Source organism: Leucobacter luti (assembly GCF_004217175.1).
Classification (GTDB): Bacteria; Actinomycetota; Actinomycetes; order Actinomycetales; family Microbacteriaceae; genus Leucobacter; species Leucobacter luti.
Window position 1 is genome coordinate 106,828 of record NZ_SHKI01000008.1, and the last position, 26,888, is coordinate 133,715.

Genomic DNA, 26,888 nt, shown 5'->3' on the forward strand with positions numbered 1-26,888 from the left:
TGACAGGAGGTTGCGAGGTACCAGTCTTCCTAGAACGGGAGTGCGGGCGAGGATGCATCTGAAGCGGTCTGTGCTCGTTCGTCTTCGGTGTCGTTCTGCCACTCAGTTTTGATCGCGATGATGAGTTCACGGTCGGAGCCCAGTTTTGCCATTGCCTTCTTGAACGCCTGAGAACGCGTGCTTGCTGTTCCGATGAATCCGCGTGAGATGAGCTGGGTGAAGGCCCCTCGCCCGAGGTACTTGGTGTTGTTGTAGGTCACTCGGAAGCCAGATCGTGGGCCGGCTTTGAACGTCGAATCAGTCATGGCGAGCCGCATCCAGTCAGCGGAGACATACATGCCTTTGAGCGTCTTCCCGTCGAGTTTTCGACCAGCGTCTCCGCGCACGAACTTGAACCAAAATGGGGTATCGAAAGCTCGCCAGTCGATGGTCTTCCTCGGGACTTCACGGCCTTTCGGCATGAGATTGAGTTGTTTCTCTATCTCGTTCTTACGTCGATAAACCCACTCGTAGCTGCCGCTCCCGTCGCCGCTGTCAGCTCGTTCCAGTCTCTTGTATTGAACGAAGGTGAAAGCGTCGTGAACCTGATCCCAGTAGAGAAGGTCGACACCAAGCTCTTCCTCTATGGGTTTCTTGTTGACAGACATGACGAGGAGCTTCCGTTGGCCGCTGCGATCCTCGAACACGGCGAGGCTGGCCGCCCGTTGATCGGCGATCAGCTTGCCATCGAAACGTTGAAGATCGAGCGGCAGAAGCTCCTCCTCCATATCTCGCTCATACCCAGCGTTTAGCACGGTATCGAGAAGTGTCTCTTTTTCCTCGACGCTGGGCGGCTCGCTGAAAGCATCCGCGGGCAACGGAATCTCAGCAATCTGCGAAGCCAGCAAGACCGCATCACGCGCTTCAACTCTCGATTGCTGCACCTCGTCATCGAAGGTGCGCGGCGATCTGAATACGGAATCCAGCCACGGTCCGACCGTTGGGTCAACCTGTCTGAGATGTTCGAGGAGAGCTCTTGCTGTAGGACTATCGAGTCGACGTGCGTAGAAGCGCTGCGGCATTGACGGCATCGAGACTGCCTGTTCTCTCAGTTCTCCGAACTCAAGAGGCGCGAGCAGACGAAGGATCGGCGACAAGGTCGCGCGTAGCGTTCCGCTCGCAATGCCGGCGACGCCGCGCGTGACAGCCAACCCGATCAGATAGTCCCCGGTGCCGAGTTCTTCATCTCCTTCGCGCACGATGGCGCAGAGGGAACCGAAGGTCGGGGTGGATTCTTTGTCGAACGCTTCGCTGATTTTCTCGACGCTCAGATAGCTGATCCGGTTCGCGCCCTTCGCGTGGACGACGTACATCACTAAAGGCGGCATCGTCTCGGTGCGTCCGGTCATCTCCTCATTTTAGGTGAGCTCCCAGATGCGCGATGGGGGCGCGGGTGCACCTGGCTGGCAAGTTCGCCATTCCCTGGCGTTTGTGAGCTGAAGGAGCATCCCTGTGATTGATATTGACCCGAACGGTACCGGGCTTCCCGGTATCGAGCAGTTGCGCATCATCGTCGGCGCGGTGATGACCGTCGGCCTGATCCTCTCCGTCCTCGCCCTGATCGTCTCCGCGATCGTATGGGGCTTCGGCGCGAACAGCAGCAACCCGCATCTCGCTTCGCGCGGGAAGGTCGGCGTGCTCGTGTCCTGCGGCGCGGCGATCATCTGCGGCGCGTCGGTGACGCTCATCAACTTCTTCTGGGGCGTCGGCCAAGCCGTCTAACCCCACCACGGACGAGGGAAGGAGGATGCGGTGAGTGTGTGTGATGTGCCGGTGATCTCGGCCGTATGCGACACCGTCGGGCAAGGAGCAGCGACGTTGATCGCGGCCCCGTTCGACTGGCTCGCCCAGGCAATGGGCGGGGCGGCGGCGTGGCTGTTCGAGGCGGTCTGGACGGTATTCGACACCACTACCCTCGTCGACGTCACCGACGAAGGCTACGTCGGAGTCTACAACATCCTCTTCGGGGTCGCAGTGTTCGTGGTGCTGATCTTCTTCTGCCTGCAACTGATCACCGGCCTCGTCCACCGCGACCCCACCGCCCTCACCCGCGCCGCCCTGGGAGCTGCGAAAAGCATCCTCGGCTCGTTCGTCGCGATCGGTCTCACGGGGCTGTTGTTGGAGATCACGGATCAGCTCGCGGTCGGGATCGTGCAGGCCACGGGGAACACGATGGAATCTATCGGCGACCGCATCACCCTCCTCGCGGCAGGGTTCGCGGGGATCAACATCGCCGCCCCCGGTGTCGGGGCGATCGTCACGATCTTCCTCGCAGGACTCGCCATCAGTGCGGCTGCGATCGTGTGGTTCTCCCTCCTGATCCGCAAAGCCCTCCTCCTGGTCGCGATCGTATTCGCCCCGATCGCTCTCGCGGGGTTCTCGTGGGATGCGACCAAGGGGTGGTTCGGGAAATGGGCGACGTTCGTGATCGCGTTGATCTTGTCGAAGCTCGTGCTGGTGGTGATCTTCCTCGTCGCGATCACCCAAGTGTCTGCGCCGATTGAGCTTGATCTGGCGTCGATCAGTGATCCCATCGCAGGTGTGGTGTTGATGTTCATCGCTGCGTTCGCCCCATACATGACGTACAAGTTCGTCACGTTCATCGGCTTCGATATGTATCACTCGATGAGCGCCGAACAAGAAGCCAAATCCGCCCTCAACCGCCCCATCCCCGTCCCGTCAGCACCGAAGGCGGACGGGACGAAGAAGGTACTCGACGGCGCCGACAACGGCGGTGGTGCGGCACCACCCAGTGAAGGCACCCCACCCGCAACGACGGCCACTCCCGCTACAGGAGGGGGCGCAGCGGGTGGTTCTGGTGCCGCAGCTGGTGCGGGGGCTGGGAGTGCGGGCGGCGGTGCTGGCGCAGCTGGTGCCGGGGCCGGCGGGGCTGCTGCTGCGGGGCCTGCGGCGGCGGTCGTTGTCGGGGCTCAGGTGGTCGGTGCGGCAGCGACCGCGGGGCCGAAGCTCGGTGGCAAGGTCGGCGGTGCTGCGGAAGGGCACGCGGCCGGGGCCGGTGAGACCGTGCAACCCGCACCACCACCTGCGCCGAATCACACACCGACCGCACCACCGGCACGACCTACACCCTCGACGCCGCCGCCTGTGCCGTCACCGAAGCCGTCTGCCGGGAAGGAATAATCGATGTCGACTCAGCAGAACACGAGCAGTGCAGGGTTTGGGCTGCGGGCGGTGCAGTTCTCCCGCCTCACCCGCCGCGGCATCCTCCTCGGCCTCTCCCTCCCGCAACTCATCGCCCTCGCCACAGGCGTCCTCTCCATCGTCGGCGCCCTCTACGCCGGCGGCGGGATACTGCTGGCCTGGACCGCACCCATCTGGCTCCTCTCCGCCGTCCTCGCCTGGACCCCGGTCGGGGGCCGGAAACTCATCGAATGGGTGCCCGTCACCTTCCGGTGGGTTGCCCGCACGCAGGCACGGCAGACGGTGTTCCGGCGGCGGGTCGTGAAACCGCGTCCTGCGGGGACGCTCGCTCTTCCAGGTGATGCGGCGTCGCTTCGGGAGTGGGAGGACCCGGAGACCGGGGCGGCGATGATCCACGACCCCCATCACCAGACCCTCACCGCGATCGTCGGCGTCTCACATCCCGCGTTCGTGCTCCTCGACCCCGGAGAGCAGGAACGCCGCGTCGCCACCTGGGGGCGCGTGCTCGCCACCACCTGCCGGTCCGGGCGGATCGCCCGCCTGCAAGTGTGCGAACGCACCCTCCCCGATGGGGGTTCCGGGCTGGTCGAATGGTGGCAACGCCACGGCACCGATGACGGTTCCTGGACCTCCACCGTGTACCGGGAACTCATCGACCGTGCCGGTCCCGCCGGGGAACGCCACGCCACCACCATCAGCCTTGCCCTCGACCTCAAAGCCTCAGCCCGACAGGTACGCACCAACGGCGGCGGAATCAAAGGTGCCGCCGCCGTCCTTCGCCAAGAGATGACAACGCTCGTGACCGCGTTTCGGGCGGCGGAGCTCACGATCACCGGGTGGCTCACCCCCGCTCAGGTCGCGGTGATCCTCCGCTCCGCCTACGACCCCGCTACCGCGGCGATCCTCGAACGGAACACCGACATCGGGCGTTCCCTTGCGACTGCGGGGCCGGTCGCGGTCACCGAGTCGTGGGATCGCCTGCGGTCGGATTCCGCGCACCATGCGGTGCTGTGGGTGTCGGAGTGGCCGAGGTCGCAGGTGTATCCGGGGTTTCTCGCCCCGGTGTTGTTGTCGTCGGGGATTCAACGTTCGTTCTCGCTGGTGTGCACGCCGATCCGGTCGGATCAAGCAGCCCGTGACATCAGGAAGAAGAAGACCGAACTGATCTCAGATGCGGCGCAGCGGCAGAAAATGGGGCAGATCGAAGACGCCTCTCAAACCGCCGAATACGGTGATGTCCTCCAACAAGAAGCCGACCTCACCGCCGGCCACGGTGTGCTCCGCTACACCGGCCTCATCAGCGTCAGCGCGCCGTCCCCGGAAGAACTCGACACCGCGGTCGCGGCGATCGAACAGGCCGCGATCCAAGCGTCTTGTGAGACCCGCCGTCTTGTTGGGCAGCAGGCGCAAGCCTTCACGGTCGCAGCGTTGCCGCTGTGCCGCACCGTCTGAGAGCAAGTAGGAGCCCGTCATGCCGACCTTCCAGAACCCGACCGCCGACGCCGCGGAAGCGTCCGAAGCGCTCCGCGGCCTCGCACATGCGACCCGTACGTTTGAGAACCCCGCCGACACCTACACTGTGCTCGGTGATCTCCTTGCCGGGGTGCGATCCCTCCGGCAAGTGCTCGACCAGCTCGCCACCGCCCACTCCACGAACCAAGTGCGCGCTTATGACGACGCCGGGAACCAAGGTGTCGGCGCAAGTCACGCTTTCACCGCGGCCGCCGAACTGCGGCAGGCCGCGGCGTTGCTCGATGGGGTGCACGACCAGGTGGATGCCGCCATGGGCGCCTCGGGGCGTATCGCATGGCGCCCCGCCCCTTCAGACTCTGTCCCTGCCCGGCGGGTGGGGATCGTGTTCCTGCAAGGACAGGACGCCGACGAGGTGCTGGCCATCATCGACCGTGACGGCACTGATGCGGCGATCGAGCACCTGGCCGGGTTCGACATGGGCGAAGAGACCACACAGGCGGCGCTCGTCAACGGATACGTCTACGACACCATCCCCGCCGGCCCGCTCGACCGCACCACCACCGCAGGCATCTACACGCTGACGTACAACCATGACCACGGGCACGTCTCCCTCCTCCGCACGCACCCGGAGACACGAGAACCGGATGCCGGAGCTCCGGCGACGCGGACTGCGCCGAGCCATCCACAGCCACGCCGCCAAGCGCCCGTGGTCGAAGACGAGGATGACTGGTTCGCACCGTCGCAGTCCTCCTCGGTGTCTCGGGGGCGAGCGCTGTGACCGATCGGCAGAAGCTCCATACCGCGGCGTTGGTCGAACCGGCCGGGGAACGCCGCCGGCAGCGGAAAGCACGCAAGCACGCGGCCACGAAGATCGAGACCAACGCACGCCGCACTGAGCAGTCGGCAGAGCGTGAACGGGTGGCCGCTGAGCGTGCCGAACGCCGAAACACCACCTACCTGCCCGCCGCAGGCGAACCAGGGGCAGCGGCGTTACGGACGCCGGGCAGGTTGCGATTGCCGCGGCATCAGGACACGTCCGCGACGCTCGCGGGCGCCTACCCGTTCCTCGCCGAAGGTGGCCTCGGTGCTGACGGCGTGTTCATCGGCCAGGACCTGTACTCGGGTGGCTCGTTCGTCTACGATCCCTGGACTCTGTACGCCCGCGGGGTCATCACCGCACCCAACATTGTCCTCGCTGGCATCGTCGGGTCCGGTAAATCCTCACTCGCGAAATCGCTCTATGCGCGGTCGATCCCGTTTGGTCGCCGTGTGTATGTGCCCGGCGATCCGAAGGGTGAGCATACGGCGGTGGCGGAGGCTGTTGGTGGGCGAGCGATCGTGCTCGGGCATGGGCTTCGCAACCGGCTCAACCCGCTCGATGAGGGCCACCGCCCGTCCGGGGTGAGCGATGCGGAATGGGCGGCGCAAGTCGCGTCCCGCCGCCGGGAACTCATCGGCGCGCTCGCAGAAACCGTGCTGGATCGGGTGCTGTCGCCGTTGGAGCACACCGCGATCGACCTCGCTCTCCAAGACAGCGTCCGCACCGCTGACGTGCCGATCCTGCCTATGGTGGTCGACCGCATCCTGAGCCCCGATCCTGCGACCGACACGGATGGCCGGCTGGCAGAAGACGGCAGGCTCGTCGGCCACGCCCTCCGCCGCCTCGTGGCGGGCGATCTTGCCGGATTGTTCGATGGGCCATCGACGGTCAGGTTCGACCCATCGCTCCCGATGGTGAGCTTGGACCTGTCCCGCGTCGCGGAGAACTCGACGCTGATCTCCGTGCTGATGACCTGCTCCAGCGCGTGGATGGAGTCGGCGTTGATGGACCCGAACGGCGGGCACCGGTGGGTGATCTACGACGAAGCCTGGCGACTCATGGCCTACCCAGCTCTCCTGCGCCGTATGGACGCGCAATGGCGGCTCGCCAGGCATTACGGGATCGCGAACATGCTGATCTTCCACAAACTCACCGACCTCGACAACGTCGGCGACCAAGGCTCCGCGATGCGCGCCCTCGCCAACAGCCTGTTGGCGAATGCGGAGACCAGGATCATCTACCGGCAAGAACCCGACCAGCTCGGAGCCACCGCCGCAGCCCTCGGACTCACCGGCACCGAACAGAAACTCCTCCCAGGACTCGGCACCGGGCAAGGACTCTGGCGCATCAAAGAACGCTCCTTCGTCGTCCAGCACCAACTTCACCCGGCCGAGCTCGCCGCGTTCGACACCACCGCGAGGATGAAGGGCTAAATGCTCAGGTTCAGGATTTCTGAACTCTGATTCCGCGTGATTCTGCGGGTTTTGGCCGATCTGTGGGGTGTTGTGAGGGTGCAAGTTCCCGCGCCCACCGATCCTCTCGTAATGACTGTTTCGGCGTGCCGGTTCGCACCTATCCCTCGATTGACACGCCATGACCGAGGGAGCAGCACTGATGGACACGATCAACGAACTGGCAGCAGATGAGAGCACCGCGAGGATCATCCTCGCTATCGCGTCCGAACCAGGAGATGCGGTGACGGGGCGGATGATTCGCACCGTCGGCGCATCCGAAACGGTCGCCCGCGTCCTCGCCGATGAAGTCCCGGCAGGGCCCGACGGTGACACCTGGCAGCGCCGCCTCGCACCACGCCTCGACGCCGCACAAATCCAGCGGGTGCTTGCTGAGACGGAGCGGCACGGGATGCGGGTGCTGATCCCCGGCGATGCTGAATGGCCTGCCGGGATCGACGCGCTCGGTGATGGCGCGCCGGTGGCGTTGTGGGCGAAAGGCAACCCAGGGCTGCTGACCGGACCGATGTGGGATCGCCTCACCATCACCGGAGCCAGGGCGTCCACCGCCTACGGGGAACACGTCACCACGGAGCTGGTGCAGTCGGCGGTCGCCGACTCCCGTGTGGTGTTTTCGGGCGGCGCGTATGGGATCGATGGTGCCGCGCACCGTGCCGCACTCGCCTCGAATGGCTCAACGGTCGCCGTGCTCGCAGGCGGCTTGGATCGGCTGTATCCGGCAGGGCACACTGATCTGCTGACCCGTGTCGGCAAGGACGGCCTGTTGCTGTCGGAGTTGCCGCCGGGTGCGGCGCCGACGAAGTGGAGGTTCCTGCAACGAGGCAGGCTCCTCGCCGCGCTCTCCGGCACCGTCCTCATCGCCGAGGCCGGGTACCGTTCCGGCACCCTCCACACCGCCGCCCGCGCCGCCGAACTCGGCCGCCCGGTCGGGGCTATCCCCGGGCCGATCACGAGCGCCACCTCTACGGGCTGTCATCGGTTGCTGCGTGACGGCCTCGCCACGGTGGTGACTGGCTATGAAGATGTGCGCGAGTTGCTGCATGGGGTTCGTGACCGGGCTCACCGTGCCGTGCGGGAGCGTGCGGGACTCGAGTCCGACCCGCTCGAGGCTGGGCCGTCGGCGCAGGGGCGGGATTTGAGGGGGCCGGTGTTGTGAGGCGGGTGGTGCACCTGGTGTGAAGGCGGCCGGCTCTGGTCGCTGATGAACACACACCAGGAGGTATCTCGTGTCAGGATCACTCGCCCACATCACGCAGCCGGAGGCTGCGCCACCCAGAACGGGGGTGCGGCGCTGGCTGTCAGCGCTGCTCGCGCTCCTGGTCATCGCGGGTTCGTTCGCGCTTGGCTCCCAGGCTGCCCATGCGGGCAGTGAAGGGGTCGGGTACTGGTCAGATGGTGCGTTCCTCGGCGCGTACAACACGGATGTGGACGGCCGGCAGGCGTATTGCGCGGACCTGGACGCGGACCCGCCCTACGGCAACACATCGGGGCCGGAACGGATCACGGCGTTGGATTCGCTGTCGCGGCAGCAGCTTGCCGAGTTGAACTATGTGATGGACCGGTGGGGGCAGTCGGGCGATCCGAACGTCACCGCCGCGGTCGCGCTGCATGTGTGGTCGGTGGCGAGCCCTGGCCGGTATAACTCGCACGGCATGTCCGGTGACGACTACTACGTTGCCCGAGCCCCCGCGTCGGAGCGGGGAACGATCCTCGCGAACCTCGCCGCGATGCGGCAGGAGGCCGCAGCAAACGCGGTCACCGACCCGTCACTGTCGCTATCGCTTGAGATGTCGGATCAGTACGCGGGCACGCTCACCGTCGCCACCCACCCCGCAGGCCTCACCGGTGCTGCGACCTTGTCGGATGCGGTCTTCGCTAACGGTTCCTCGGCGCGCACGATCGGCTCCGGGGCGCACCCGATCACCGGCACCCCCGCAGTCGGTGTGCCGTCCTACCGGGTTGGCGCGTCGATGAGCATCGATGCGGCCGGGTATGGTGCGGCGCTTGATCTCTACACGACTCCTGGGAAGCAGCGTTTGATCGCCGCCGTCGCAGGGTCATCCACCGGGTTGTCGGCGTCGGTGGAGTCGCCGGTGATTGAACTGGATTTCCAGCCGGAGATCACCACCCAGGTCGCCTCCCGCTACGTCGCGGAGGGTGATGCGTTCGTGGATGGGCTCACGGTGTCGGTGTCGAAGGGTACCTGGATTCACCTGGACGGCAACCCGATTGAGGTGACCGCGACCGGCACCTTGTATGGGCCGTTCGATGAGCAGCCTGCCGAAGCCGACACCCCACCTGCCGGAGCCCTCGTCGCAGGCGTCGAGACGGTGACGTTGACGGGTGCGGGGTCGTATACATCGCCGGGCACGATCGTTGCGCCGGAGTCGGGGTTCTACACGTGGGTGTGGAGCATCGACAAGACCGCGCACGGTGAGAACGCGAAGTACCTCACCGACTCGTTCACCGACCGCTTCGGCCAAGTCACTGAGACGTCGGTGGTGCCGTTCCAGCCCGAAGCTGTCTCCAAGGCGGATCAGCGTCTCGCTGTCCCCGGTGATGCACTCACGGACACGATCACCGTTAGTAGCAGTAATGGTGCGTGGTTGAAGAAGGACGGCGCGCACATTCCGGTGGTGTTCGAGGGCACCGCCTACCAGGTGCCCGGCACGCTGCCCCCGGCGCAGAACGCCGCGATCGACCCGAACGCGGTGCCGCTCGGTACCGTGACGGTCACCGCAGACGGCCCCGGCGTCTACACGTCCCCGTCGGTGGTCGCGCCGACGGGCGGGTTTGTGACCTGGGTGTGGGAGGTTCGGAAGACTACGCAGCCGGAGTGGGTGCGCGACTACCTCGCGAACGACTGGCAGGACGAGTACGGGATCACGGTGGAGACGACGTCGGTGCGGTGGCCGGTCACGGTGACCTCGCTGATGCGGGAGTACAACGTGCACCCCGGCGGACGCGCCTTCGATGTGATCACCGTCACCGGGTTCCCGGCGAACCACGGCGATTTCACCGGCGACGGCTACTGGAACGCCGATGTCGATGAACTGCATCACACCGTCTACGGCCCCTTCGCGTCAGATACGGAACTCACCGACGATCTCGACCTCACCAGCGCGCCGGTGCTGGCGGAACTGATGACGCCGGCACGCAATGGGGTCTACAAGCTCGGGTACACGGATGACGACAAGATCGTGCCGACCGAGCCCGGCTTCTACGTCCTCGTCACCACCTTCACCGGCGACGACCGCGTGCAGCCTTACTCCTCGTCTCCGGTGGACGTGCTGGAACGCTTCTACGTCCCACCCACCGGCAGAGAGGTGCCTGTGTCCGTGGTGACGCAGGCGACACCGGAAGCGTTCGTCGGCGAGCCGTTCTCGGATACCGCGCTCGTGCAGGGCACGAAGATTCCCGACGGTTCCTACCTGGTGTTCCGTGCCTACGGACCCCACCTGGCAGACGCGGAAGCCCTGTGTGAGGCGCCGTTCTACGAGAGCGAGGAGATCCCGGTCACCCAGGCCGGTGTCTACCGTTCCGGCACCACCACCGTCGATACCGCGGGGAACGTGTACTGGGTCGAATCCCTCTACAACGCCGACGGCGAGATCATCGCCGAGGGTCTTTGTGGGGCGTCGGGTGAGACGACGGTGGTGAAGGAGCAGCCGGAGGAGCTGATCGTGAAGACGAACGCCATGGCGAACGTGAAGCTGGGTGATCCGGCGCATGATGTTGCGACCGTCACCGGCACCGTCCCCGACGGGGCACGCCTGATCTTCGAGGCGTACCGGCAGGACAGTGACACCGCGACCTGCACCCCGGAAGAACTCGTCTTCACCTCCACCACGATTGATCTCGATGGGCCAGGTGAGTATCGCTCCGACGAGGTGATCTTCGACACGGTCGGCATCTACTACTGGGTGGAGACCGTCACCGATGAGGACGGCACGATCCTGCACCGTGGGGTCTGCGGTGCACCGGATGAGACCACCACCGTCACCGACACCCCAGACGTAGCAGGCACGCCGGGTGAGCTCGCGCACACCGGCGGCGGTGACTGGTGGCCGATCGGTCTCGCTGGTGGGCTGATCGCTGCGGTTACCGGTGGGGTGTTGCTGTTCGGGCGTCGCCTCGCGATCACGCGCGACCGCGCCGGGTACGTCCGTGACGAGGACCTGTCGTTCGAGGAGTTCAAGGCCCAGTTCGAGGGAGCAAAGGAGGACTAACCACAGGCTGCCGACCCTCCGGCACCCCCACCCCAGGGCGGGTCGGTATGGGAGGGCACGAACCACCCCAGGTTCGTGCCCTCCCACCTGCGTTTCGGGGGCGGTGCTAGTGCACCTGCCTGGCGACACCCCTGCACTCCACGGAGAGGAACCCTGTGACGCCGAAGCCTCGCTACCGCCGCACCCACCCCGACCACCAACCCCCGAAAGCGCCGAAGCCACCGAAGACTGAGCCCGGTGGACCGGTCGTCGTGCCGGTGGTGGAGTTCACCATCACCGCTGATGGTGCGATGACGGTCACGGTCGACGGGCGCCCGTATCTCCCGGAGCCGTTCGCTCCGGGATGGCGGCGCGAAGCGTTCCCGACCATCCTCGACGCCCTCACCGCCCAGTACCGGTCGCCGCTGCGCGTGCAGGTACACGAGGCCGACGGGTCAACGTTCACCGACATCATCACCCCGCCCCGCGAACGCACCACCCCAAAGCCCTGGGAAGCATCAGCACCGGCACCGGTGGCTGTGGTGTCGCCTCCGGTGCCAGCCGCGCAGCCGGTGCTGCATCAGGTGGCAGGGGCAGGGTTCGTTGCGGGTGAGGATGTCGCCGTCGCGATCATCCACGCCCACACCGACGCCAGCAGCGACGGCACCGCCCGCACCCTCCTCACCGCAGAGCAAACCGCGCTTGCGGTGACGGGTGAAGTGATCCTCCTCGGCCGCATCTCCGGCACCCTCACGGTCGGGAGAATCCAATGAGCACCCCGCGGCAGGGTGGGGCGCTTGGGGATGAGCTGGCGAACCTCGGAATCATCGCCCTCATCGCCGCCGCCGTCCTCGCCGTCATCCTCCGCGTTGCGGGAACGATCACCGCGTGGGTTACCGGGATTGCGCAGCCGCCGGGCGGGATCGAAGCCGGCCTCGGCGTGCTCCTGCACCCCTCCGACCCCGGTAGCGCACTCGCTGCCGACGAGCTGAACCCGGTCGCGTACTGGATCGTCACCGGCATCCTCATCGTCGCGGTCGGGAGTGCGGGGTGGTGGGTGTGGCGGTTCTTCCGCGAGCACGCACGACAGACGAAGGTCGACCCGTACCGGATCGTCGGGATCGCCACCCGCACCGACGTCACCACCGCCGCATCAGAGAAAGCACTGCTGCGTCGGGCCGGGCAACTCCGCCCCTCCATCCAGCAGCCTGCGGTCACCGATGTCGGATACCTCCTCGGCGCATCGAGGAACGTAAACGTGTGGGCGAGTGTGGAGGATTCGATCCTGCTGATCGGGCCACCACGATCGGGGAAGGGGTTGCATGTGGTCATCAACGCGATCCTCGACGCCCCAGGCGCCGTCGTCACGACCTCCACCCGCCCCGACAACCTCACTGCCACTCTCACAGCACGCCGTGCGGAGGGGCGGCCAGTGGCGGTGTTCGATCCGCAGCACCTCGCCGAAGGCGTCCCCGCAGGCTTGCGGTGGTCACCGATCCGGGGATGCGAAGACCCGCTGACTGCGATGATCCGCGCCACCGGCCTCGCCGCAGGCACCGGCCTGTCCGCTGGCGGTGTCGAGGGCGGGGATTTCTGGGAAGGGAAAACCCGCACCGCCCTCCAAGCACTCCTCCATGCCGCAGCCCTGGACCAGCGTGCGCCTGCCGAGTTGTTCCGGTGGACCCTGGACCCGGCTGCGGCGTCCGATGCGGTCGCGATCCTTACCGCGAACCCTCGGGCGGCGACGGGGTGGGCGGATTCGTTGCAGGCGATGATCGACTCAGACCCCAGAACCCGCGACTCCATCTGGCAAGGCGTGTCCCTGTCTCTTGCCGCGCTCGCAGATCCCCGCGTCCTCGACGCGGTCAGCCCAGGCCCGGAGGAGCGGTTCGATCCGGAGGAGTTTCTGCGCAAGCGCGGCACCGTGTATCTGCTCGCGACAGGCGCCGGGGCGAACAACAGTGCCGCACTGGTGTCAGCGTTCGTGGAAGACCTCGTCGAAGCCGCCCGTCGCCTCGCCGCACGCTCACCGTCAGCACGTCTCGACCCGCCGCTGCTGCTGGCGCTGGATGAGATCGGAAACCTCGCCCCACTGCCATCGCTCCCGACGTTGATGGCAGAAGGCGGAGGTACCGGGATCACGACCATGCCGGTACTGCAATCCCTCGCACAGGCACGCGAGAAGTGGTCGGATAACGCTGCCGGCGCGATCTGGGACGCATCGATTGTGAAGATCATCCTCGGTGGCGCATCCAACTCCCGTGACCTTCAAGACCTCACCACCCTCATCGGTGAACGCGACGAGATCACCGACTCCACCACCATCGGCGACCACGGCTCCCGCACCGCACAACGCTCCATCCGCCGGGTAGCGATCATGCCTCCCGACGTGATCCGCACCCTCCCATTCGGTACCGGACTGATCCTGCTACGCGCCGCGCCACCGATCGTCGCGAAACTGCGTGCTTGGACGCGCCGCAAGGGCGCGAGCGACCTGCAGGGTCAGCGGCGCGTGGTGGAGAAGCTGCTACAAACCGGTTCTCCGGCATCCGCGGGTGATGAGGGGCCGGTGGGCGCACCTGAGTGACAGAGCACCCTGACCGGGGGTGCCGCTGTCACAAGGAGTGTCCAATGGCTATCCACACACAAGAGTCCCTGTCCGGGTTCATCGCTTCCGAACCGCACCTGTCGTTCACCGAGAAAGGTGACGCACGACTGTTCGTGAAGATCGGGCAAGAACACTACCGCCGCGAAGACGATGGCTCGTTCACGCAGACCGAGACCACCTTCCACGACCTCGTCGCGTTCCGGAAGACCGCCGAACGCGCCCACCAGCGCTTCGCGAAAGGCGACAAGTTCGTCGCCGAGGGCTACACCCACCACTACGACCGCACCGACGACACCGGGCAGACCGTCAAGGCAGAAGAGTTCATCGCGAAGAAAATCGGGCACGACCTCGCCCGCACCCGCTACACAGTCGACCGTCCCCGACGCACACAAGCAACCGACTCATTGGATGCCGGACTCGAGGACGCTGCACTGTCACCCGGCGCACCACGCCGCGCGCCCGCTGGTGCAACCGCGGTCGGAAGGTGAGGACGGATCATGGTCGATGAACTGCCCGACACGGGCGAAGTTGATCCGGGCGAAGTGGCGGAGGACGAGTTCGATGAGAGCTACGACCCCGACACCGAACCCTCCACCGCGGAGGATGAGGGGATGGCGGGTCCGCCGGGGCCGGTGAACTGGAATCTCCTCACCGCCGACGCCGCAGAAGAAGAATGGCTCGCGCTCAACGAATGGGTGCACTGGCTTCGCCACACCTACGGCCTCTCTGTCGCCGTCTGCCCGCCGTTCTGGCACCGCCACCCGGCACTGGTGTGGGAACTGTCCGCGTTGCACATCCACTGGCTGTGCGCGATCCACCCCGAAGCCAAGGGCTCCGCCATGCTCATCTGGCATCGCGACTTCACCGAAGCCCAAGAACGCCTCCGGCACTGGACCGCAGCCTGCGGCACGCGCCTGACCACCGACCGCCCCACCCGCCGCATCGCCTGGCCCGGAGAATCCGACACCGACACCATCGATGACATCGTGATCCCGAACCGCGAGGAAGACTTCGTGGAATACATGCACGCTGATGTGGAAGCGCGGCGACGTGCCGAGGACCAGTTCATCGCAGGTCTCGTCCTGAGCACGGGAGAAGTACCATGAACCGGCGTGAGCGCAGGCGGGGTGAGGATCGACGCTTCACCGTCAAAGCAGTGCCACGCAGTCAACCTGACCTGCACAAGCTCGCGCAGGTGTTCCTCGGCATGGCGGTCAGCAGATCGAAGGCGAACGACGCGCCCACGCCGGATGACGCCGATCCTGGGCGTTCTGAGCCCGACAAGGTAGAATAGAACCCGACGCCGCGGCCTTACCGGGCCGGGTGCGCAGTCTCTTTGCCCTTGTGGCTTACCCCGGTTCCTTTCCGGCGGACGTGTTTCCCGTTTACGAGTCGCACCGCGTGACGCTTCGCCGTCGCGTTGGCTCCCACCCTTCCGGTGAGAGGAAACAAGACTCATGACTCTGGCACCCCCAGCGCCACCCACCAGCATCGACCGACTCGGTGAGACCACCACCCTCGCCGTCTCCTACCTCCGCGTCTCCACCAAGGAGCAGGCAGAGCGCGGCGGCCGCGACGAGGGATTCTCGATCCCCGCGCAACGCGACGCGAACCTCCGCAAGGCCCGTGATCTGAACGCGATCGTCGTGGAGGAGTTCATCGACGCAGGCGAGTCCGCACGCAAGGCCGACCGGCCAGAACTGATGCGGATGATCGAGTACGTCAAGACCCACCAGGTCGCGTACTGCATCGTCCACAAAGTCGACCGGCTCGCCCGCAACCGTGCCGACGACGTAGCGATCCACCTCGCGCTTAAAGACGCCGGCGTGATCCTCGTGTCCGCGACGGAGAACATTGACGAGACCCCGTCAGGGATGCTGCTGCACGGCATCATGTCCACGATCGCGGAGTTCTACTCCCGCAACCTCGCCAACGAGGTCGCCAAGGGCATGACCCAGAAAGCCGCCATCGGCGGCACCGTCGGTCGCGCCCCCATCGGCTACCTCAACGTCCACAAGCGCGACGAACTCGGGCGCGACATCCCCACCGTGATCCCTGACCCCGACCGCGCTGCTTTGGTGCGGTGGGCGTTCGAGGCGTACGCGACGGGGAACTACTCGACCTCGATGCTGCACAGAGAACTTGTCGACCGTGGCCTCACGACCGTGCCGACCCCGAAACGGCCTGCGAAGGCTCCGGGACTGTCCACGATCCAGCAGATGCTCTCCAACCCGTACTACAAGGGCGACGTGATCTTCCGTGGCGCCCGCTACGACGGACTCCACGAACCGCTGGTGAGCGCGGAGCTCTGGTACCGGGTGCAGAACGTCCTCACCGCGCACCAGGTGTCCGGGGAGAAGACGCAAACCCACGAGCACTACTTGAAAGGCTCGGTGTACTGCGGCGATTGCGGCTCCCGTCTGATGGTCACCCACGCGAAAAACGGCAAAGGCATCGTCTACCCATACTTCATCTGCGCAGGCCGGCACTCCAAGCGCACGAACTGTGTCCGCCAGGCCATGCCGATCGAGCACATCGAACGACAGGTCGAGGACTACTACCGGCGCGTGCAGATACCCGAGCACATCGTCACCGCGCTGCGGCACATGCTCGTGCGCCAGTTCGATGACCTCCACGCCGCGAACAAAGCAGAACGGCACACCCACGCCGTCGAGCGCGACTGGCTCCGTGACGAACGCCGCAGCCTGCTCCACGCCCACCACGCCGGAGCCGTCCCGCTGGACCTCCTCAAAGAAGAACAAGACCGCATCGCACGCCGGCTCGCGTTCCTCGACGCGCAGATCGATGCAGGGCAGATCGAGTACGATCAGGCCAAAGCACACCTCGAAGACTGCCTCGCTCTGGCCGGTGACATGCACGCGATCTACATGAGCATCGATGACTCACTCCGGCGCATCTGCAACCAAGCGTTCTTCGAGCGCATCCATGTCTACGAGGTCGAGAACGCCGATCGGGTGGAAACGGAGCCGGGTGAGCCGTTCGACACGCTGCTCGATCCGGCAGTCCACGCGGCAGCGCTGGCCTATGAGGCCAGCGTGCGCGCGGGGAAGGATGTCAAACCTGCGGATGTCGCATGTTTGAACATCGACACTTGGGTGGACGCAATGGAGCGTTGCGGGAACAGACGACCACGGGTTCAGAAGCTCGTTTCCGCATGGAATCAAGGCATCCGCACCGATTCCGAGAACGGAGCCGATGACCCGTTGATCGGCGCGGCGTCGGAACCAAGTAAACGACCTCGAACACGGCTCACGGACAAGGAAGTGGGCGCTATGCGAACAGCCCGCGCGCAGGGTGTGAGCGTGAACGCGCTGGCACGCCAGTTCGGGGTTCACCGGGGCACCGTGTGGGCGAAGACGCGGTGACCACCCCTCCGCCACATCTTCTGAGTGGGCGCTGCTTGGCGGGATGCCTAGAAGGTCTCCCGCGCGAGGGTGAGATAGTCCGCAACGTGCTTTGATCCAATCTCGGCGACGCTGCTCAGGCGAACGTGCTTACGGCCTGACTTGCCGCCCCTGCCCTCAAGATGCCCGTAAATATCCTCGATATACGCGCCGCCGTTGATCTCGACGGAGACATGGTTCTTGTAGGCGTATATCCCGGCAAAGGGTGCTGAGCCGAAGGTGTAGTGCAGGCCACCGTATTTGAAAAGTTCGTCAGCGTCGGGGAACCCGCTTGTGACTAGCTCGCGGAGCTGAGCAACAATTTCGTAATGCCCATCTGCCTGTTCCTCAAGATCCGCGAGAAATCTATCGATCCTGTCGATCATGCCTCGACCGACACCCAGACCGATAGCTCGTTTCCGCCTGGCTCACGGAACTGGAAGCGTCGGCCACCGGGGAAATCGAACGGTTCCACGGTGACGATTCCACCAGCGGCAATGACGGATGAAAGCGCGTCATCAAGGTCTGTAACCTGGAAAATCGCCAACGGCGGCGGTGCTGCTTCTGTGGAAGTTGTCTCGAACGCTATGGTGAAGCCGTCTCCGGCATGAACGTCCACATAAGAGTCCCCGTAGAACGTGTTCTCGTACTGGAACACCTCTGCCATGAACGCAGCCGAGGCTGCCGCGTCGGATGAGTACAACTCTACGGTGGTGAACTTCGCCATACCTTTGAGGATAGTCGCACCGAACTGACACCACCCTGCTCAGAGCACAGGCCACCAGTGAATGATCGACTGCCCGGCTGCTGGTGTCCTGATCACCGGCCCAAGGTTCGCCCATCTTGGTGCGGGCCGCTGTCGTGTGTGTGTGGCTCGGTGTGGAGTTGGAGACGGCGTTCCGCGAGAGCGCGTTCAAAAGAGCTTTCAGCGCTGGGCAGTCAACCATCGCAGCAATCGCAGCAGGGCTCCTGGTCTCCCTCGCCGGCGCAGTGACGTGGGCGGCACGCCGCCATGCGAGACGCGAGAACTCCGACGCTGCGACTCCGGCCACGGAAGCACTGTGAGCATCAACCCTCAGCAATCCCGTCGAGACGGAGAGACCAATGGTGAACCTGCCCTCTGGACGTGCCACCCACCATGACTGCAAGCATGAGTACCCAAGGCTCGCCGAGCCCTACGAAACGACAAAGTCGAACCCCGTCTGGAGTTCGACGACGTCTGAAATTGTGGACCCTAACTCGTACACAACATCACTCGCGTTCGCAGCGGCAGAGGTGGACGGTGTCGCTCAGCCTGCTTCGGCGTCCGTGGACTGGTCGAGGATGTAGAGAACGGCACCGCCCGGCTCCTGATAGGTAGCCATTGCACCACCTGGGATGTCCGCGGGCTCCTCGATCACGCTCAGCGCCTCAGGCCGCTTCGCGTGGAAGTCGGTGACGCTCTCGACTACGAAGATCGGGCCAGCGGGCGCCTGGGGGTCGTTCGCGTCGAGCATAACCTGCACCTCACTCCCGGGCAGGGTCAGCGCGACGGTGGCGTCACCCTCGCGCCATAGCTCGGTGAAACCGAGTCCGTCGCGGTAGAGCGCAAGCGAGGCGTTGAGGTCCGAGGTCGGGATGAACAGGAACTCGAGTTTCATGGCGGGCCTTTCGGTGTCATAACAAGATTTCTTTATAGCGTAACAGTATTATGGTGCCATGCGCGAGTGGGTTCCGGTGTCGTCGTCCCCGAAGGGCCGACTCGTCCTCGCGGCGGTGACTGCCTTCGGAGCACGCGCCTTTGATGAGGTCACAGTCGGCGAACTGTCGGCAGCGGCCGAGGTGACTACTGGCGCGCTCTATCACCACTTCGGCAGCAAGCTCGGGCTGTACGAGTTCGTCCGAGCCGATGTAGAGCGCCGATTGCTGGATCGAATGGAAGGCGCTGCCGCGGCCAGCGGGGCGGATCACGCGACCGCCGTGCGGGCGGCGCTCCTGGTCGGGTTCGACTTCGCCGTCGGCGAGCGATTCCTACGCATTCTGGGAGCGCCTCCGGCCGGATCAGACGGCGATCGCCTCGCTGAAGTGCTCGGCTCGGCCACTGACTCTCCTGTGCTCGGGCGAGTGCTCGCCGCCGCCTGGAGAGCTGCCCTGGCGGCTATTGCTGAGGGCACCGACGCGCAGGAGGCGCGCGCCGCCATCGAAGCGTTTGAGATTCGACTATCGCCATAAGGTTGGACAGTCCCCTCATGGCTTTGCCCCGTATCCACCCACGCCGAGTAGACGTGTGCCGCCGACGGCCGGGCCCACTGCCTGGCTGTAGGTGCGGTCACCAGCCCAGGGACGGGCCGTCAGAGCGCGGGCCACTGTCAAGTGTGTGACGGTGGACATCGACCTGTCGTCGGCGCTCTTTCAGAGCAAAGTCGGCGGCCTCACGTTGTGCTTGCTCGTTGGCGCGGATCTGCTTGATCCGCGCGACGGCCTCAGCGAGGGTGAGGGCGCGTAGTGCCTCGATTTCGGCGCGGGCCTGCTGCGCGGTGCGGGCCTGGTTCTCAGCGTTGGTGCGGGGTCGGGCGTCGAGGTACGCGGCGCGGTTCTTCACCACTGTGTCGGTGCCGAAGATGCGGGCGTAGATGCGCAAGCGCGGCAGGTCGTCCGGTTCCAACGTCTTGCGCACGGCTTTCGCCGCTGTCTCCTGCTGCCCGGCGGCTTCAGTCACGCGGGGATCGGTGTCGATCCGGGGTCGGGTGACGCGCTCGACCCACGATGCGCTGTCCTCGTTCCAGCGGGGCGGCTCACCCCACGCCCTTGTCAGCCGCTGCTCGGCGTGGCGGGCAAGGGTCTGCGCGGTGCGGTGTTCTCTGGTGGCGCGGCGCTTGCCGAACCTGCCGACCGTGCCCAGACAATCGCGCGCGATCTGCTGTGCGGTGTCGGCCTCCTGCCATTCGGCCAACGCCGCCGATGCCTGCTTGGTGAGCGGGGCGGCGACTTCGGCGCGCACCCGTTCGAGCTGCTGGGTTGCGGTGTCCCTGGCCTGGCGTGCGTGGTCGCGTTCGTCGCGCTGCTGCGCGTCCAGGTCGGTGAGCGCATCGGCGGCCCGCCGCCACAGTGCCGCTCGTCGTTCCGCTCGTTCGGCCTGCTGGGTGCGGGCAGCTATCTCGGTGCTGACGAGCTTGACGGGGCCATCGTCGACCAGACCCCGCACCGCTTCTGCTGCGCGCTGGGTGGCGTCGGCCAGGCCTCGATCGGCGCGGTCGCGCTCTACGGCGTCGATGAACTGCTGCCGCGCATCGGCCGTATTCTCGGCGATGACGTGTAACTGGTTCTCCTGCTTGCCTCGGGTCATACCGACGTACACGGCGGCGCCGCTCATCGCGTCGCTGAGGATCGTGTGCGACCCCTTGGCGGTGACGCCCTGCACCCCGTAAGCGGTCGAGGCATAGGCAAGGTGAGCGTGCTCGATGACGTAGGCGGCAGGCAGGTGGACGGTGTGCTCGCGCTTCCGGTCGTTGCGTGCCTCAACCGCCCATATCGCCCCATCGTCTGCAACGTGTTGCACGATCCACAGTTGCCGGTTCGCCACACCCAGGCCGGTGTCGTTCTTCCGCGTTTGGATCAGGTCACCGCGCCCGATGGGAAGCCCATCCGATCCCGTGGCGGTCACCTGATCGTCTACGGCTGCGGTGTGGGTGCGGTGGTCGCGGATGCGCTCGTTCAGGCGGGCGGCCTCGTCGTTGGTGGCGACTGTGACCGTCTCCCCCTCCTCCCTGCGCTGGGCAATGTGCTCGCGCAGACCATCGGCATCGGTGTGCAGCCGGATCAGTCCGAGTGCCGTGAGCTGATCGAAGATCGCGCCGGGATCGGCCCGGTCGCGCAACCGCACCGATAGTTCCGCGTAGGCGGGGTCGGTGAAGCGGTGGACTTCTGCCATGTCGATGGTGCGGCCCCGGATCGTTGCGGCCATGTCGAGCCCCCCGCCCCTGCCGACTGCGGGGAGTTGCGCCCGGTCGCCGACGAGCGCGAGGGTCGCGCCGTGCTCGGCAGCGACGGCGAACAGGGCGAGCGCGGTGTCTTGGTCAAGCATCCCCGCCTCGTCCACGATCACCCGCTCACCTGGTGCGAGCTGCGAGGCTTTCGGCACTCCGGCATAGGGGCGCCCGGTCTCGGAGTCGGTGTCGCCGGGTGCGAGGCGCGTCCATACGCCGTCGCGGTTCCAGCGCCAGCCGTGGGCGTGGACGAGTGCCGCAACGCTCGCGGTGGGGGTGCCGAGTTCTTGTTGCGCAACATCAGCGGCTTTCTTCGTCGGCGTCACCACCCGCGACGCCCTGCCCTGATCGGCCGCGGCCTCGATAGCAACACCCAGCATCGTCGTCTTCCCGCTGCCCGCTGCACCCTCCACGATTACCAGCGGGTCGGTGGAGGCAAGGGCTGCGGCGGCCCCGGCCTGGTCCGCGTCGAGGCAGGCGGCCTGCACCACCCCCTGCACATTCGGCACCGCCGGCTCAGTCTCGGGTACTCGTGCGGCGATGAGGTCGCGGAGCTCGGTTTCGGCCTGCATGACGCGCACACTCGTCAGATGCGCCACATGCTCAAGCGCCGGTGCGTCTGGTGGCAGGATCGTGAAGCAGTCCTCCAACGCCAACCGCGACGCGGCCGTGATGAAGTCGCGTATCTCGGCGGGTGTCGCTTGCACGCCGTGCTCGGTCATGATCCGGGTCGCGTGCTCGGTCACAGTGTGGGCCGACCATGCGGACTCGGCAGCGGCGCAACGATCCAGCGTGCGCGATGCAACCTCCTGCACGGACAGATCATCGAGCGACACCGAGGCGATAGGCTCGGGCCGCTGCCAGGTGTCGGGGGCGTATCCGGCCTCGCGTAGCTCTGTCACCCATGCGGCTTCGTCGCCCAGAGTGGTGGGCTTCTTCGCGGGCCGCTCATACGCCCACGCCTCGGCTCGCAGGCGCGAGGCGACGACTGGCCCGATGCTCTCGCCGGGGTGCGCTTCGTTCCATGCGGCTTCGAGGCGGTCGAGGTTCCGGCGCACCTGTACGCCACGCTTGCTCATCACGCCGTTGTAGGGCTGCAATTCGGTGACTTCGCCGGTTGCGGGGTCGAGGGTCAGGCCGTGCCGGTCGAGCACATCGGCAAGCTCCGGGCTGGCAGCAATCACGGCAGTACCGAGGGCACGGATCGCGCCTTGCTGCCGGAACAGCGCAGCGGTGAACAGACCACGCCACTTCCCCGCCGCGAACACGCGGGTGCCGATCTGCATGTGAATGTGCCGGTGCGGATCACCCGCCCGACTCGTGCGGTGCGTGATCCCGACGACGTGCATCTGCTCCATGGGTACGACCTCCTGCGCCCCCAGCGACCCCACGCGGGTCACGGAGTGCTGGGCGAGCCAGCGCCGAATCTCCGAGAGCGCGTCCTGCTGGGCCGCGTCGAGGGCTTCGGAGACCTCCGGGTGCAGCGCAGCGGCGATCGACAGCGACTTGGGCGTGTTGATGACCATCTCCATGAACCGGGGCGAGGCCTGCCGATCCAACCCCGCCCGGCGCGGCTTGCCCATCGACTCGCCCGTGAGCGGGTTCGTCCAGTCCACCCACCCCGCATACGCCACAGGGTCAAGGGCCAGCTCAGCAGTCACCGCGCCCGCCCCGTCCAGCGCCGCGAACTGCGAAACGGTCGTCTCCGCGCCCAGGTAGTAGTCGTCAGCGCGTGAACGGTCGGACTCGACATAGCGCAGCGCATCGGCCCCGGTGCCCCGGAACGGGATCACGCCGCCATGCATCTCGACCACCTTCAATCCGCCGCTTCGCTCAACTAGCGTATCAGCAACTACGGCACTTAGGATACGTTCATTCTCTGAGATTGGGGCGAGAGAAAGGGTGCGCTGGGGTGGAAGGCGGGGCGCGTCAGTGGCGTGTGCGGAGCGTGCTCGGCGAGGTCGGCGGTACGGAGTCAGGTGGCGCTGGTATGACAGGGGCGACTGTCCTGAGAGAATGGGGGCATGCCGAGTTCCGTTCAGTTGATCCGCGCTTCCGACCTCTCAGACGTCGCCGAGTACGCGTATGCGGCCACAGCACCGAAGGACTCTCGGTTGATCTTCCTCGCCGGATCGTGCCCGCTGGACGAGCACGGCACCACCATCGCGGTCGGCGATTACGCGGGCCAGGCTGCCGCATGTATCGAAACGATGAAGCGTGCTCTCGCCGCTTCTGGCGCGACGATCCAGGATGTCATCAGCACTCGCGTGCTGGTCGCATCCTCTTCACAGAGCGATCTTGTCACGGCCTGGGAGGTCGTGCGCGATACCTTCGGAGAACACGACGTGCCGAGCACGTTGATGGGCGTGACGGTGCTGGGCTACGACGACCAACTGGTTGAGATCGAAGCGATTGCCGCCGTCATCGACTGACTGCGAAGCCCCGCCGGTAGGTGGCGAAAAGCTTGCGTCAGAGTTCCATGAGCAGGCAGCCCGGCACACCATTCGGGGCAGGTCGGAAGCCGTGCCGGGCGTAGAGTCTCGCGGCGGGGTTGCCGTCCTCGACGGAAAGGCTAATCGCCGTGACGCCACGGGATCGAGCTGCCTCGGAGATTCGATGCAGGAGTAGTCCACCGATACCTTGGCCTCGGTACTCGGCGCTGACCCAGATGCTCAGCTCCGGGATGGTGTCCGCGACGAACCCGTAGCCGGGGTCTTGGGCGGTGAAGTAACGTAGCCAGACCACTGCGGCGACCATTCTGTCGGCGTCCTCAGCGACGAGACCTAAGTCCTCATCTCTTGGCCAATCGTCGTAGTAGTGGCGGAAATGCGGGGTGTCCTCGACCTCACGCATGGTGAAGCGCTGGCCGTTCCAGTTCAGGTTGTCGAGCGTCGCCCGCGCAAGCAGCCCACGATCTGCCGCCGTCGCTTCTCTCACGAAATCAAAGGTCATGCTCTGCGTTTCGTCCAACTATCCCGCGCGTCCGCGTCGTCCAGGCGGGAGCAACCCCTTCGAGCGGGCGCGGGCGACCCAGCCTTGTGCGGTGGAGAGGGGTACGCGGCTGATTTCTGCCATCTTCGCGGTCGGGTTCGTCTCCCCGTCGTCTACGAGGCGGGTGTGTTGGAGGGCGACGACTTCGTAGAAGTCCGCGATCCGCTTCGGGTTCCCCAACGGCTGCATGACCTCTGAGGAGTGGAGAATGCGACCCGAGGGCATGGTGAGTGTGCCGCCCTCGAAGCGGGTGGCTCCGGTGACGGTGAACTGGCGGCGGTTGATCGCCGCCTCAATCCGAGAGGTCGGCAAGTTCCGAAGCATCGGACTGGCCACCGGGTCGCCCGCCAGCTCGGGCAGGTAGACGATCCCCGTGATCCGTACTTCACCCATTGGCTCTTGGTGCATGAGGTACTGGCGTTGCAGCCGTAGAAGCACGCGGGTATGGGACTGGATGTGCTCGATGAGGAACCAGCGACCGTCGCGACCATCGTTATACCCGCCCAGGTTCCCGTCCGGCCCCGGCGTGGGGTACGTCCGCTTGTCATACTTGAGCGCGGCATCGATCGCTACCGAGTCGGCGGAAGAGGCGATCACGGGAGGATCAGGCATCACCCAGCCCGCTGGCAGGTCTTCGGGAACCAGCAGCGGCATGTCCTCCACGTCTTGACTCATGCCTCTGATCGTAATGGAACCACCACTTCATCTCAAACAATGGCCGTTACGCGAGGAGTGTGCTATCTTAGGTCTGGCGTATCTGCTTTTGTGTGAGATTGGTGGTGAGTGGCCTGACCCCAGCCCCGACCCGTGAGCGCCCACCACACGCGGCGCAAAGCCGAGCTGCGCTCGGGGCAGGGGCGGGGAGCGATCCGGGGCGGCTCCGTCTCCGCACGATCCGCCGTGCCGAACCCGACATGGGGAAGCTCGTGGAGTGGGTGCTGAACATCACCCAGGCGCGCTGGGAGGCTTACCGAGCGGGGGAACCCGACCCCTACGGTCTCCCGACGCCTGCGAATCTGAGCCTGATGTCAGATGCGCGAGGCAGAGTAGAAGAGCATGAAGAACCCGAGCTGTTGCACCGACGAAGGAGCACCGCATGACCACCACCGCTCCCACCCTCACCGCGCTTGACCCGGAGGCTGACGGCAAGCCGATGCTGCTGGCCGTCTCCTACTTGCGGGTCTCCACTCGTGAGCAGGCCGAGCGCGGTGGCACCGAGGAGGGCTTCTCGATCCCCGCGCAGCGCGAGGCGAACCACCGGAAGGCCGACGAACTCGGCGCGCGGGTTGTGCGGGAGTTCGTGGATGCGGGCGAGTCCGCGAGGTCTGCGGATCGTGACGGGTTGCAGGAGATGTTGGCGTTCATCGCCGCGACCCGGGTCACGTTCTGCATCGTCCATAAGCTCGACCGCCTCGCCCGCAACCGTGCCGACGACGTGAAGATCCACGAAGCCCTCATCAGCGCCGGGGTCACCCTCGTCTCCGCTACCGAGTCCATCGACCAGACGCCATCGGGGATGCTCGTGCACGGCATCATGTCGAGTATTGCCGAGTTCTACAGCCGCAACCTCGCCACGGAGGTCACGAAAGGGTTGACGCAGAAAGTCGCACAGGGCGGCACACCCATGCGCGCGCCCATCGGCTACCTCAACGTCCGCAAGACAGATGAGAACGGGCGTGAGATTCGCACGGTTGAGGTTGACCCCGACCGTGCCCCGCTGATTCGGTGGGCGTTCGAGCACTACGCCGAGGGCGAGACCTCCGTCACCGGCCTGCTCCGCGACCTCACAGCACGGGGCCTGCTGACGGTGCCGACACCGAAACGCCCCTCAAAGCCCCTGGGGAAGAACACCCTCTACAAGCTCCTGACGAACCCTTACTACGCGGGCGTGATCCGCTACAAGGGTGCCCTGTATCCCGGTGCGCACGACCCCATCGTGGAACCCGTCCTGTTCGACAAAGTGCAATCGCTACTCAAAGCGCGGACGGCGAAGATGACTCGCCACGTCCAGCACGCCCACCACCTCAAAGGCCTGCTGCACTGCGGCACCTGCGGGTCACGGATGCTGCTGGACTTCGCGACCAACCCGCGCGGGGTCACCTACGCCTACTTCATCTGCTCCGGCCGTGCCGCCAAGAAAACCACCTGCACCAGGCGAGCCGTGCCCGTCGCGGTCGCGGAACGACTTGTCGCGGACTCCTACGCGAACATCACGATCAACGACACCGCCTACCAACGAATCGCGGCCGACGTTGATGCGGCATTCGACAAGCGCAACACCGGCCAAGACCAGGAACTTGCCGATCTGACGGCGAACCGAGCCAGGTTGGAATCCGAGTCCGACAAGCTCCTCGCGGCACACTTCGCCGACGCCATCGACCTCGACACACTCAAACGCCACCAAGACCGCATCCGCGCAGGCCTGGCCGACGTGAACCGCCGCCTCTCCGAGCACAGCGAACACCACACCGGCGGACGGGCATTCCTCCACGACTCGCTACGACTGCTGACCGACGCGCACCACGCATACAAGTACTCCGGCGACACCGACCGCAGGATTGCGAACCAGGCGTTCTACACGCGCCTGGACATCACCGACGACGAACAACTCCGCCCCACGCTCGCGGAGCCGTTCGCCACCATCTTTCGCGAAGCACACGACAGCGGCGACGAAGGCAAGGAAGCGAAACGGGAACACTCAACATCTTTCGATGTCGCGTGTTCCCGTAAGACACTTTGGGTGGGC

Annotated in this window: 23 protein-coding genes; 16 read left to right on the forward strand and 7 right to left on the reverse strand. The window is 65.7% G+C overall.

Annotated features, from left to right (window positions below):
- Positions 1–29 precede the first annotated feature (29 nt).
- Positions 30–1,388: a hypothetical protein gene (locus tag EV139_RS15275; RefSeq protein ID WP_130455648.1), complete on the reverse strand. Its 1,359-nt coding sequence runs from the start codon at positions 1,386–1,388 to the stop codon at positions 30–32.
- Positions 1,389–1,491: 103 nt separating this feature from the next.
- Here EV139_RS15275 and EV139_RS15280 point away from each other — a divergent pair, with 103 nt between their 5' ends.
- The 13 genes from EV139_RS15280 to EV139_RS15340 all read left to right on the forward strand — a co-directional run bounded on the left by EV139_RS15280 (position 1,492) and on the right by EV139_RS15340 (position 17,168).
- Positions 1,492–1,761, forward strand: a complete 270-nt coding sequence (locus tag EV139_RS15280) for a DUF6112 family protein (protein WP_024355940.1) — start codon at positions 1,492–1,494, stop codon at positions 1,759–1,761.
- Between the two features lie 30 nt (positions 1,762–1,791).
- Complete coding sequence (locus EV139_RS15285) at positions 1,792–3,180, forward strand: TrbL/VirB6 family protein (RefSeq protein ID WP_130455650.1); 1,389 nt, start codon at positions 1,792–1,794, stop codon at positions 3,178–3,180.
- Between the two features lie 3 nt (positions 3,181–3,183).
- Positions 3,184–4,653 carry an SCO6880 family protein gene (locus EV139_RS15290; RefSeq protein ID WP_130455652.1) on the forward strand — a complete coding sequence of 490 codons (1,470 nt, stop codon included), beginning with the start codon at positions 3,184–3,186 and terminating at the stop codon, positions 4,651–4,653.
- Between the two features lie 19 nt (positions 4,654–4,672).
- On the forward strand, positions 4,673–5,452 hold the full coding sequence (locus EV139_RS15295; protein WP_130455654.1) for a hypothetical protein: 780 nt from the start codon (positions 4,673–4,675) through the stop codon (positions 5,450–5,452).
- Positions 5,449–6,927, forward strand: coding sequence for an ATP-binding protein (locus EV139_RS15300; protein ID WP_130455656.1), 1,479 nt, complete (start codon positions 5,449–5,451; stop codon positions 6,925–6,927). Before EV139_RS15295 ends, EV139_RS15300 begins: the two co-directional genes overlap by 4 nt.
- 181 nt (positions 6,928–7,108) lie before the next feature.
- Entirely contained in the window at positions 7,109–8,122 is a 1,014-nt protein-coding gene (gene dprA, locus EV139_RS15305) for a DNA-processing protein DprA (RefSeq protein ID WP_157993058.1), read from the forward strand.
- A gap of 70 nt (positions 8,123–8,192) precedes the next feature.
- Positions 8,193–11,195, forward strand: a complete 3,003-nt coding sequence (locus EV139_RS15310) for a hypothetical protein (RefSeq protein WP_130455660.1) — start codon at positions 8,193–8,195, stop codon at positions 11,193–11,195.
- 155 nt (positions 11,196–11,350) lie between these two features.
- Entirely contained in the window at positions 11,351–11,947 is a 597-nt protein-coding gene (locus EV139_RS15315) for a hypothetical protein (protein ID WP_225735793.1), read from the forward strand.
- Positions 11,944–13,761: a type IV secretory system conjugative DNA transfer family protein gene (locus EV139_RS15320; RefSeq protein ID WP_130455662.1), complete on the forward strand. Its 1,818-nt coding sequence runs from the start codon at positions 11,944–11,946 to the stop codon at positions 13,759–13,761. The genes EV139_RS15315 and EV139_RS15320 overlap by 4 nt, the downstream gene beginning before the upstream one ends.
- A gap of 44 nt (positions 13,762–13,805) precedes the next feature.
- The gene (locus EV139_RS15325) at positions 13,806–14,270 is read left to right on the forward strand and encodes a single-stranded DNA-binding protein (protein WP_130455664.1); all 465 of its coding nucleotides are present in this window, start codon (positions 13,806–13,808) and stop codon (positions 14,268–14,270) included.
- Positions 14,271–14,279: 9 nt separating this feature from the next.
- The gene (locus EV139_RS15330; RefSeq protein ID WP_130455666.1) at positions 14,280–14,888 is read left to right on the forward strand and encodes a hypothetical protein; all 609 of its coding nucleotides are present in this window, start codon (positions 14,280–14,282) and stop codon (positions 14,886–14,888) included.
- Entirely contained in the window at positions 14,885–15,076 is a 192-nt protein-coding gene (locus tag EV139_RS15335; RefSeq protein WP_130455668.1) for a hypothetical protein, read from the forward strand. The genes EV139_RS15330 and EV139_RS15335 overlap by 4 nt, the downstream gene beginning before the upstream one ends.
- Positions 15,077–15,239: 163 nt before the next feature.
- Positions 15,240–17,168, forward strand: a complete 1,929-nt coding sequence (locus EV139_RS15340; RefSeq protein WP_130455670.1) for a recombinase family protein — start codon at positions 15,240–15,242, stop codon at positions 17,166–17,168.
- 47 nt (positions 17,169–17,215) lie between these two features.
- On the opposite strand, the gene EV139_RS15345 is transcribed toward EV139_RS15340, so the two are convergent.
- From EV139_RS15345 to EV139_RS15355, 3 genes are all read right to left on the reverse strand, one after another.
- Positions 17,216–17,572 carry a DUF1801 domain-containing protein gene (locus EV139_RS15345; RefSeq protein ID WP_130455672.1) on the reverse strand — a complete coding sequence of 119 codons (357 nt, stop codon included), beginning with the start codon at positions 17,570–17,572 and terminating at the stop codon, positions 17,216–17,218.
- Complete coding sequence (locus tag EV139_RS15350; RefSeq protein ID WP_130455674.1) at positions 17,569–17,913, reverse strand: VOC family protein; 345 nt, start codon at positions 17,911–17,913, stop codon at positions 17,569–17,571. Before EV139_RS15350 ends, EV139_RS15345 begins: the two co-directional genes overlap by 4 nt.
- 562 nt (positions 17,914–18,475) lie before the next feature.
- On the reverse strand, positions 18,476–18,826 hold the full coding sequence (locus EV139_RS15355; RefSeq protein ID WP_130455676.1) for a VOC family protein: 351 nt from the start codon (positions 18,824–18,826) through the stop codon (positions 18,476–18,478).
- Positions 18,827–18,884: 58 nt separating this feature from the next.
- Here EV139_RS15355 and EV139_RS15360 point away from each other — a divergent pair, with 58 nt between their 5' ends.
- Positions 18,885–19,397 carry a TetR/AcrR family transcriptional regulator gene (locus EV139_RS15360; protein ID WP_130455678.1) on the forward strand — a complete coding sequence of 171 codons (513 nt, stop codon included), beginning with the start codon at positions 18,885–18,887 and terminating at the stop codon, positions 19,395–19,397.
- Between the two features lie 97 nt (positions 19,398–19,494).
- Here the strand turns inward: EV139_RS15360 and mobF are convergent, their stop codons facing one another.
- The gene (gene mobF, locus EV139_RS15365; RefSeq protein ID WP_241989077.1) at positions 19,495–22,965 is read right to left on the reverse strand and encodes a MobF family relaxase; all 3,471 of its coding nucleotides are present in this window, start codon (positions 22,963–22,965) and stop codon (positions 19,495–19,497) included.
- A 210-nt stretch (positions 22,966–23,175) separates the two neighbouring features.
- Between mobF and EV139_RS15370 the strand changes: the two genes are divergently transcribed.
- Positions 23,176–23,583 carry a RidA family protein gene (locus tag EV139_RS15370; protein WP_130455680.1) on the forward strand — a complete coding sequence of 136 codons (408 nt, stop codon included), beginning with the start codon at positions 23,176–23,178 and terminating at the stop codon, positions 23,581–23,583.
- A 37-nt stretch (positions 23,584–23,620) separates the two neighbouring features.
- On the opposite strand, the gene EV139_RS15375 is transcribed toward EV139_RS15370, so the two are convergent.
- Together EV139_RS15375 and EV139_RS15380 are read right to left on the reverse strand one after the other, a co-directional pair.
- Positions 23,621–24,103, reverse strand: coding sequence for a GNAT family N-acetyltransferase (locus EV139_RS15375; RefSeq protein ID WP_130455682.1), 483 nt, complete (start codon positions 24,101–24,103; stop codon positions 23,621–23,623).
- A gap of 18 nt (positions 24,104–24,121) precedes the next feature.
- Entirely contained in the window at positions 24,122–24,817 is a 696-nt protein-coding gene (locus tag EV139_RS15380; protein ID WP_130455684.1) for a hypothetical protein, read from the reverse strand.
- A gap of 421 nt (positions 24,818–25,238) precedes the next feature.
- Here EV139_RS15380 and EV139_RS15385 point away from each other — a divergent pair.
- Positions 25,239–26,888, forward strand: a 1,650-nt coding sequence (locus EV139_RS15385; RefSeq protein WP_130455686.1) for a recombinase family protein, incomplete at its 3' end; no start/stop codon positions are given.